Origin of the sequence: Vibrio genomosp. F10 str. 9ZD137, assembly GCF_049974785.1 — a bacterium.
Taxonomy (GTDB): Bacteria; Pseudomonadota; Gammaproteobacteria; order Enterobacterales; family Vibrionaceae; genus Vibrio.
Window position 1 is genome coordinate 1 of sequence record NZ_JBNGCJ010000263.1, and the last position, 8,795, is coordinate 8,795.

Consider the following 8,795-nt stretch of genomic DNA (forward strand, 5'->3'; position numbering starts at 1 on the left):
GGCAGCATCGTCTAAAGAATCTGGATATTCAAACGCAATTCGCTCAAACTCGCTTTGTAACTCATAAAAAGCGTCTACTGCTTTTTGATCAACAAGGTCTGCCAATATGTCTTCTTTAACCGCTTCAAATGGCTGAGAAACCGAATCTTTCAGTTCATCAAGCTTAATGATGTGATAGCCAAAATTAGAAGTCACCACCTCAGAGATGTCACCAACATTAGCAAGTTCAAAAGCCGCCGTTTCAAATGATGGATCCATCACGTCGCGTTCTATCCAACCGAGTGAGCCACCTTCTTCTGCACTGCCAATGTCCTGTGACAACTCTTCAGCTAAAGTAGCAAAATCAGCGCCTGACTTTAGATCGGCAAGTATCTTTTCAGCGGCTTCTAATTCACCTTGAACCAAGATATGACTCACTTTACGCTGCTCTTCAGTAGAGTACTTATCTAGGTGCTCCTGGTAGTACTTTTTGAGTTCTGGCTCTGAGACTTCAATACTTTGTTTTATCTGCTGTGCAGACAACTCGACATAACCTACTTTCACTTGTTCTGGGCGAGTATAACGAACAGAATTCTCATCGTAGAAAGCTTCAATTTCCGCTTCGGTCAATTCAATATTACGCGCCATATCAGCAACAGAAAGCTTGATAGTTCTGATGTCTCTGGTCTGCATGATCAATTCACTTTGCGCGTTGACTTCACCATCGAGTGAAAAGTCACTATTTTGAAGCGCGGTAAGTAATTGATTACGAGTTAAGTCTCGGCGCAGATATTGAGCAAAGCTCTCCGCTGAGAAACCAGCACGTCGTAAACCCGTCTGATAGATATCTTGGTCAAACTGACCATTACTTTGAAACTGGGGCATTTCTAGAATCATCGTTCTAATTTGTGCATCGCTAACGCGTAATCCAAGAGATTCAGCGTGCTGCTCAAGCAATAAGTCATTCACCATTCGGTCTAAAACTGACTTACGAAAAGATTCTACATAGGCAGGGTCAGCTAGCATGTTTGAGAAGTAATCACCAAGCTGTGATTGCATGCGATTACGCTCATTTTGATACGCTTGTTCAAAATCACCTCTTGTGATTTCCGCGTTACCAACTTTTGCTGCTGAGTTTGCATTTCCGCCGATGATATAGCTACCTACACCAGCAAAAACAAATGAAAGGATAATTAGCCCAAGGACTATTTTAACAAAAGGGCCATTCACGCCTTCGCGAAACCGTTCCATCATAATTTAATTGCTCTCTAAAGACGAAGCGTAACACTTCGAAGTAAAAAATTATTTGCGTGATGATACCAGAAAAAGAAATGCGCATCAGTAGGATGCGCATAAATATCATATTCTATGAAAGCTACTGCTGAAATTTTCAGAAGCTAACTTTGCAAAAGCTAAGCTTACAAGAGCTTAGTTACAAGCATCTTTAAGTGCTTTACCCGCTTTAAATGCTGGTACTTTTGCTTCTGCAATTTGAATTTCTTCACCCGTTTTAGGGTTACGTCCAGTGCGTGCTGCACGAGTACGAACGCTGAAAGTGCCAAAGCCAACTAATGCAACCTGGTCACCAGATTGTAGAGTACCGCCTACTGCTTCAATAAACGCATCTAATGCACGACCTGCCGAAGCTTTTGAAAGGTCCGCTTTCTCTGCAATATTTTCTACTAATTGTGTCTTATTCACTGTGATTCCCCTTTGCGCTACCTGTTATTATTGTGTAGGTAGCTTTCGTTCCATTTACGTTTTTGAATTTAGCCGAAGCCTTGATACAACAGGCTTTAGCCTTAGTGGATAACGTTAGCGCCCAAAAAAAACGCTGACAAGCATTTTTAAGCTAATCAGCGTGTTCTTTTACTTATTTTTGCTACACATCACTCTTTTCTGCGTTCAACGTAACCCCTGAAGGGTCTCTTTCAAGGGCTACGGTTAGAACTTCGTCAATCCATTGAACCGGAATCACCTTGAGATCAGCAATAACATTGTCCGGAATCTCTTCCAAATCGCGTTCATTATCTTTGGGAATCAATACCGTAGTAATGCCTCCTCGATGAGCGGCTAAAAGTTTCTCTTTTAAACCACCGATCGGTAAAACCTCACCACGCAGTGTAATTTCGCCTGTCATCGCCACTTCGGCTTTAACTGGATTACCCGTCAAGCTTGACACTAAAGCTGTACACATTGCGATACCAGCACTAGGGCCATCTTTAGGGGTAGCTCCTTCCGGCACGTGTACATGAATATCCCGCTTTTCATAGAAATCAGGATTGATGCCTAACTTTTCGGCTCTGGCACGAACGACAGTCATCGCGGCCTGAATCGATTCTTGCATCACATCGCCCAACGAACCTGTTTGGGTAAGTTTACCTTTACCCGGCATAGACTCCGTTTCAATGGTTAGCAAATCACCACCCACTTCAGTCCACGCCAAACCGGTGACTTGACCAACACGATTGCTATCATCGGCTTTGCCAAAATCACAGCGCTGGACACCTAAGTAGTCTTTGAGATTGTCCATGGTAACAACAACAAACTTAAGATCTTTATCCAGTAGGATGTTCTTAACCGCTTTACGACAAATTTTTGAAATTTCTCTTTCTAGGCTACGCACACCGGCTTCACGCGTGTAGTAACGAATAATACCGATGATTGCAGAGTCTTCGATCGTAATCTCTTTTGGTTTTAAACCATTACGCTGTATCTGTTTATCAATCAAGTGTCGCTTAGCGATATTCAGTTTTTCGTCTTCGGTGTAACCTGATAGGCGAATCACTTCCATTCGGTCGAGCAATGGGCCGGGAATATTCATTGAGTTTGAAGTGGCAACGAACATAACATCCGACAAGTCATAGTCAACTTCTAGGTAATGGTCGTTAAAAGCATTATTTTGCTCTGGATCCAAGACTTCTAACAGTGCTGATGATGGATCACCACGCATGTCTGAAGACATTTTGTCAATTTCATCCAATAGGAATAATGGGTTTTTAACGCCCACTTTCGACATTTTTTGGATGAGTTTACCCGGTAATGAACCAATATACGTTCGACGGTGACCACGGATCTCGGCTTCATCACGTACACCACCAAGCGCCATACGCGTGTACTTACGCCCTGTAGCAGATGCAATTGAACGCCCTAAAGAGGTTTTACCTACACCAGGAGGCCCAACAAGACAAAGAATAGGCCCTTTTAGCTTGTTGATGCGATTTTGAACCGCTAAATATTCCAAAATACGTTCTTTAACACGCTCTAAACCATAATGATCTTCATTCAGCGTTTCTTCGGCTTTCGCCAAGTTCTTTTTAACTTTCGAACGCTTTGTCCATGGCACACCTACCATCCAATCAATATAACTGCGTACAACCGTCGCCTCAGCAGACATAGGTGACATCATTTTAAGCTTTTGCAGCTCTTGTTCTGTCTTTTCTCGTGCTTCCTGAGGCATTTTTGAATCCTCAATTTTCTTTTTAAGAACTTCGAATTCATCAACACCATCTTCTGTTTCACCCAATTCTTTTTGGATGGCTTTCATTTGTTCGTTCAGATAGTACTCGCGCTGAGACTTTTCCATCTGTTTTTTAACGCGACCACGAATACGCTTCTCGACTTGAAGAATGTCGATTTCTGATTCCATTTGGCCCATTAAGAATTCTAGACGCTGAATAACATCAAGAATCTCTAAAACTTGTTGTTTATCATCAAGCTTTAGTGGCATGTGGGCGGCAATGGTATCCGCCAGACGAGCCGCTTCGTCGATCCCATTTAAAGAAGTTAGCACTTCTGGTGGGATTTTTTTATTCAGCTTGATGAATCCTTCAAATTGATTAATTGCACTCCGCACAACCACTTCCTGCTCTTTCTCATCAAGATCCGGAGTTTCTAGGAATTGTGCCTCGGCAAGGAAGAATTCGTTTTCTTTAAATTCAGTTATTTTAGCGCGCTGTTGGCCTTCAACGAGGACTTTTACGGTACCATCTGGGAGTTTGAGAAGTTGCAAAATTGTGGCAACAGTACCAACAGTAAACAAGTCCTCTAACTCAGGTTCGTCTTTATCAGCTTGTTTTTGGGCAACCAATAACACTTGTTTATTGTTATCCATCGCCGCTTCTAAGCAACTAATCGATTTTTCACGACCAACAAACAACGGGATGACCATGTGAGGGTAAACAACTACATCTCGCAGAGGTAGGACGGGGATTTCGATACGCTCGGAACGCTCCAAGTTCATATTATTCTCTCTTCCGCTTTAACATTAAACGTATGACTATTTATGACTATATGGGGGCTAATGGTGTGGTTTCAATAACAGAATAAAAAAAGGAGGTAATTGATTACCTCCTTTTAAAACAAATGCCTAGTTGGGTTAGTCTGCGCCCGCCGCTTGATTGTCTGTGTTGCTGTAAATCAACAGCGGTTCAGACTCTCCATTAATCACGGTTTCGTCAATGACCACTTTACTTACATCGCTCACTGATGGCAGTTCGTACATCGTTTCTAGAAGCACACCCTCTAAGATTGAACGCAAACCACGAGCACCCGTTTTGCGGTTCATTGCTTTTTTCGCAATCGCTCGAAGTGCATCTTCTCGGAATTCCAATTCTACATTTTCAAGGTCAAACAGCGCACCATACTGCTTAGTTAGTGCATTCTTTGGCTCACATAGAATTTGAATCAATGCTTCTTCATCTAGCTCTGTCAGTGTTGTTGTTACAGGAAGTCGACCGATAAATTCCGGAATCAAACCGTATTTTACCAAATCTTCTGGTTCCACTTTTTTAAACAGCTCACCGATGGTTCTGGTTTCGTCTTTAGAGCGAACATCTGCGCCAAAGCCAATACCACTGCCTGTTTCAACACGTTGTTCTATGACCTTATCCAATCCAGCGAACGCGCCGCCACAGATAAATAGGATCTTAGAAGTATCAACTTGTAGGAATTCTTGTTGTGGGTGCTTACGACCACCTTGAGGTGGCACTGAAGCAACGGTACCTTCAACAAGCTTCAACAACGCTTGCTGTACACCTTCACCAGAAACATCACGTGTAATCGATGGGTTCTCTGCTTTACGAGAGATCTTATCAATTTCATCGATGTAGACGATGCCACGTTCCGCTTTAGCAACATCATAATCACATTTTTGCAGAAGTTTTTGAATGATGTTTTCTACGTCTTCACCCACATAACCCGCTTCCGTTAATGTCGTTGCATCTGCCATTGTAAATGGCACATCCAAGAAACGAGCGAGTGTTTCTGCTAATAATGTTTTACCGCTACCCGTTGGGCCGATAAGTAAGATATTACTCTTACCAAGCTCAACACCTTCGCTGGTTGTGTCACCGTTACGTAAACGCTTGTAGTGGTTATATACCGCCACGGCTAGCACTTTCTTCGCGTAATCTTGGCCAATTACATAATCATCAAGGTGTTCACGAATCTCTCTCGGCGTCGGTAACGCTTCAGATTGCTTCTTAGGAAGAACATCCTTAATCTCTTCACGAATAATGTCGTTACATAAATCGACACATTCGTCACAGATGTAAACGGAAGGGCCTGCGATTAGCTTGCGAACTTCGTGCTGGCTTTTGCCACAGAAAGAACAGTAAAGCAGTTTACTGCTACCACTCTCTTTGCTTTTATCTGTCATTCGCTAACCTCTTAGCCTTTACTCTTTATGTTTGAGTGTATATCAAATCTACTCGAAATGCGTGAAACAATTTTGATTAAATCACTCAGCATTTCTTGTCAATACAGAATCAACTAAGCCGTATTCTACTGCTTGATCCGCTGACATGAAGTTATCACGATCAGTGTCACGTTCAACCACTTCTAGCGGTTGGCCGGTATGTTCAGCGAGCAATTTATTTAACTTTTGCTTAATTGTTAGAATTTCTTGCGCATGAATTTGGATATCAGACGCTTGGCCTTGGAAGCCGCCTAATGGCTGGTGAATCATCACACGAGAGTTAGGCAATACATGACGCTTACCCGGAGCACCGCCTGCCAGTAAGAACGCACCCATAGAACATGCTTGTCCCATACATACGGTGCTGACGTTTGGCTTAATGTACTGCATCGTGTCGTAGATCGACATACCCGCAGTGACACTACCACCTGGCGAGTTAATATAGAGAAAGATATCTTTGTCTGGGTTTTCTGATTCAAGGAACAACAGTTGAGCAACCACAAGGTTTGCCATTTGGTCTTCCACTTGACCCGTCAAAAAGATAATACGTTCTTTCAGTAAGCGTGAATAAATATCATAAGAACGCTCGCCACGGGAAGTTTGTTCAACAACCATTGGCACTAAAGCGCTTAGAATCGGTGACATTGCATTTTGTTCTTGGTAGCTCATATTCTTATGTCCCTAAAATAAATGGTCCGGATGATAAGTATCATACGGACCATTGTTAGCAGAATAGTTCACGTTTAGTCAACTACCTACACAATATATTGCTTATTGAGCTGGTTGCTGTTGGTTCATTAGCTCGTTAAAGCCAACTTCCTTTTCAGTAACCTGAGCTTTAGCAATGATGGCATCAATCGCTTGCTCTTCTAGAGCTACGTTGCGCATGTTGTTCATCATTTGTTCGTTCTGCTCGTAGTATGCAACGACTTCAGATGGATCTTCGTATGCTGTCGCCATTTCTTCGATGATAGCTTTCACTTTTTCATCGTCAGCTTTTAGCTCTTCAGACTTGATCACTTCACCTAGAAGAAGACCAACCACTACGCGACGTTTAGCTTGCTCTTCGAACAATTCACGTGGAAGTTGCTCTGCCGCTTCTGGGTTACCGCCAAAGCGTTGAGCCGCTTGTTGACGTAGGCCAACGATCTCTTGGTCAATTAGAGCAACAGGAACGTCGATGTCGTTTTGCTCAACAAGGCCGTCAATCGCTTGCTCTTTGATACGGTTCTTAACTGCTTGCTTAAGCTCACGTTCCATGTTCTTGCGAACTTCCGCTTTAAGTGCATCAACACCGCCTTCAGCAACACCAAACTTAGCCACAAACTCATCGTTGATTTCTGGTAGTTCACGAGCTTCAACTTTGTTTACTTTGATAGCAAATTTCGCTGCTTTACCTTTTAGGTTTTCAGCGTGGTAATCTTCTGGGAAGTTCACGTCGATTTCAAATTCTGTACCGGCTGTTTTACCAGTGATACCATCTTCAAAACCTGGAATCATACGACCAGCGCCCATTTCTAGAGGGAAGTTTTCAGCTTTACCGCCTTCAAACTCTTCGCCATCGATAGAACCAACGAAATCGATCGTTGCACGAGTGCCTTCTTCCGCTGCAGAATCCACTTCAGCCCAAGTTGCTTGCTGCTTACGTAGAGTGTCGATCATTTCTTCTACGTCGCCGTCTTTAACTTCAACTGCAGGTTTTTCAACAGTGATGCTCTCTAGACCTTTCAACTCAACTTCTGGGTAAACTTCAAAAGTAGCAGTGAATACTAGGTCTTCGCCTGCTTTGTTTTCTACTGGAGCAAAAGTAGGTGCGCCAGCAGGATTTGTCTTCTCTTTAACGATAGCTTCGATAAAGTGACGCTGCATCACTTCACCTAGTACGTCTTGACGAACTGCCTGTCCGTACATTTTCGCTACCATTTTCATAGGCACTTTGCCTTTACGAAAACCATCGAAACGACGATTTTTAGCGATATTACGCAGTTCAGCAGTAACAGCATCTTCAATGTTCGCAGCAGGAACAGTAATATTAAGACGGCGCTCTAGGCCTTCTAGCGTTTCAACAGTAACTTGCATTATTTTTAAACCTCAAAAATGGCTCAGGTATCTGAGCTGGTGAGCCAGTAACATAGATAATCTATGATTGACTGCATCTTTATACGACGTTAAGCCGTGCTTAGTTAAATTGAGCATCAATACTAGAAACCTCTAGTATTGGACTAATCAGTGATATCTTCTTGACTATTCGTGGCTAAAAGTGACGACGATAAATCGTTCCCACTTGTCTCTACAAAACGAAGGTATCTCCTATTAGTCTCAAGACAAAATTTTAGACGCAGCATTCTATCGAGCGAAGTCCAGACTGTCGAGTCGTTCATTACGATAGGACGATGCATAAGTCTAATTTCGTGACTGACTGCTTTAATTTCCACCATTGGAAAACCACCTCAGAATAAAAGTGGGGGCTAGGGATGAGTTTTCAAGAGACTCACGTTAATTTTTTGGTAAAAGTACTAAAAAGAGATCTTGCTCCTGTTTTATCACACATATTTCGCAACTTTTTACGTCCAATTCCCACCCAACATTTAATCTAGAAAGGTATCGGATGAAGGGGCAACAGGTTGACCATTAAGCATTTAAATATTGGTTTCATCATTATCTTTGTTTTTTGTACCGTGATTGGAACGAAACTGGTTTGGGATCTACAAAAACAGGATATCTACGCTGTCCACCAAACACAGCTGGACCGATTTTCTGAATATATCACCTCCAAGTTAGATAAATACGACCATATTCCTCAGTTACTATCAAAAGACCAAGAGCTGAGAGATGCACTGCTTGCCCCGGCTAACAGTGCACAAATTGAAGTCACTAACCGATACCTAGAACAAGTAAATTCTGTGATTCAGGCGGCAGACACGTATCTTATCGATCGAAACGGCACAACCATTGCCGCGAGCAATTGGAATATGTCACGCACCTTTGTGGGTCGAAATTTCGCATGGCGTCCTTATTTTCAAGAAGCGTTAGAAGGAAACACCAGCCGCTACTTCGCTCTAGGTTCGACATCAGGTCAACGAGGTTACTACTACTCGTATCAGATCGGAAGAGCGGT

7 protein-coding genes are annotated in these 8,795 nt (G+C 42.7%); 1 reads left to right on the forward strand and 6 read right to left on the reverse strand.

The features are described from left to right. From ACP45E_RS04345 to tig, 6 genes are all read right to left on the reverse strand, one after another. Positions 1–1,233 (reverse strand): SurA N-terminal domain-containing protein (locus ACP45E_RS04345; protein ID WP_069584736.1); only part of this gene is annotated, 1,233 nt, incomplete at its 3' end. A 174-nt stretch (positions 1,234–1,407) separates the two neighbouring features. Further along, on the reverse strand, positions 1,408–1,680 hold the full coding sequence (locus tag ACP45E_RS04350; protein WP_017033951.1) for an HU family DNA-binding protein: 273 nt from the start codon (positions 1,678–1,680) through the stop codon (positions 1,408–1,410). A gap of 181 nt (positions 1,681–1,861) precedes the next feature. Then, the gene (gene lon / locus ACP45E_RS04355) at positions 1,862–4,222 is read right to left on the reverse strand and encodes an endopeptidase La (RefSeq protein ID WP_017038957.1); all 2,361 of its coding nucleotides are present in this window, start codon (positions 4,220–4,222) and stop codon (positions 1,862–1,864) included. Between the two features lie 135 nt (positions 4,223–4,357). Then, positions 4,358–5,638 (reverse strand): ATP-dependent protease ATP-binding subunit ClpX, encoded by a 1,281-nt coding sequence (clpX, locus tag ACP45E_RS04360; protein ID WP_017033953.1) that lies wholly within the window; start codon positions 5,636–5,638, stop codon positions 4,358–4,360. An 81-nt stretch (positions 5,639–5,719) separates the two neighbouring features. Next, a complete protein-coding gene (clpP, locus tag ACP45E_RS04365; protein ID WP_017033954.1) occupies positions 5,720–6,346 on the reverse strand; it encodes an ATP-dependent Clp endopeptidase proteolytic subunit ClpP in 627 nt (208 codons plus the stop codon). A 102-nt stretch (positions 6,347–6,448) separates the two neighbouring features. Then, positions 6,449–7,756, reverse strand: a complete 1,308-nt coding sequence (tig, locus tag ACP45E_RS04370; protein ID WP_017033955.1) for a trigger factor — start codon at positions 7,754–7,756, stop codon at positions 6,449–6,451. Positions 7,757–8,301: 545 nt separating this feature from the next. On the opposite strand from tig, the gene ACP45E_RS04375 reads away from it, so the two are divergent. After that, positions 8,302–8,795, forward strand: a 494-nt coding sequence (locus ACP45E_RS04375; protein ID WP_347229973.1) for a cache domain-containing protein, incomplete at its 3' end; no start/stop codon positions are given.

Bases quoted from the DNA above. Each gene is read 5' to 3' on its own strand.
- tig (WP_017033955.1), bottom strand. From the start codon at position 7,756: ATGCAAGTTACTGTTGAAACGCTAGAAGGCCTAGAGCGCCGTCTTAAT.
- clpX (WP_017033953.1), bottom strand. From the start codon at position 5,638: ATGACAGATAAAAGCAAAGAGAGTGGTAGCAGTAAACTGCTTTACTGT.
- clpP (WP_017033954.1), bottom strand. From the start codon at position 6,346: ATGAGCTACCAAGAACAAAATGCAATGTCACCGATTCTAAGCGCTTTA.
- lon (WP_017038957.1), bottom strand. From the start codon at position 4,222: ATGAACTTGGAGCGTTCCGAGCGTATCGAAATCCCCGTCCTACCTCTG.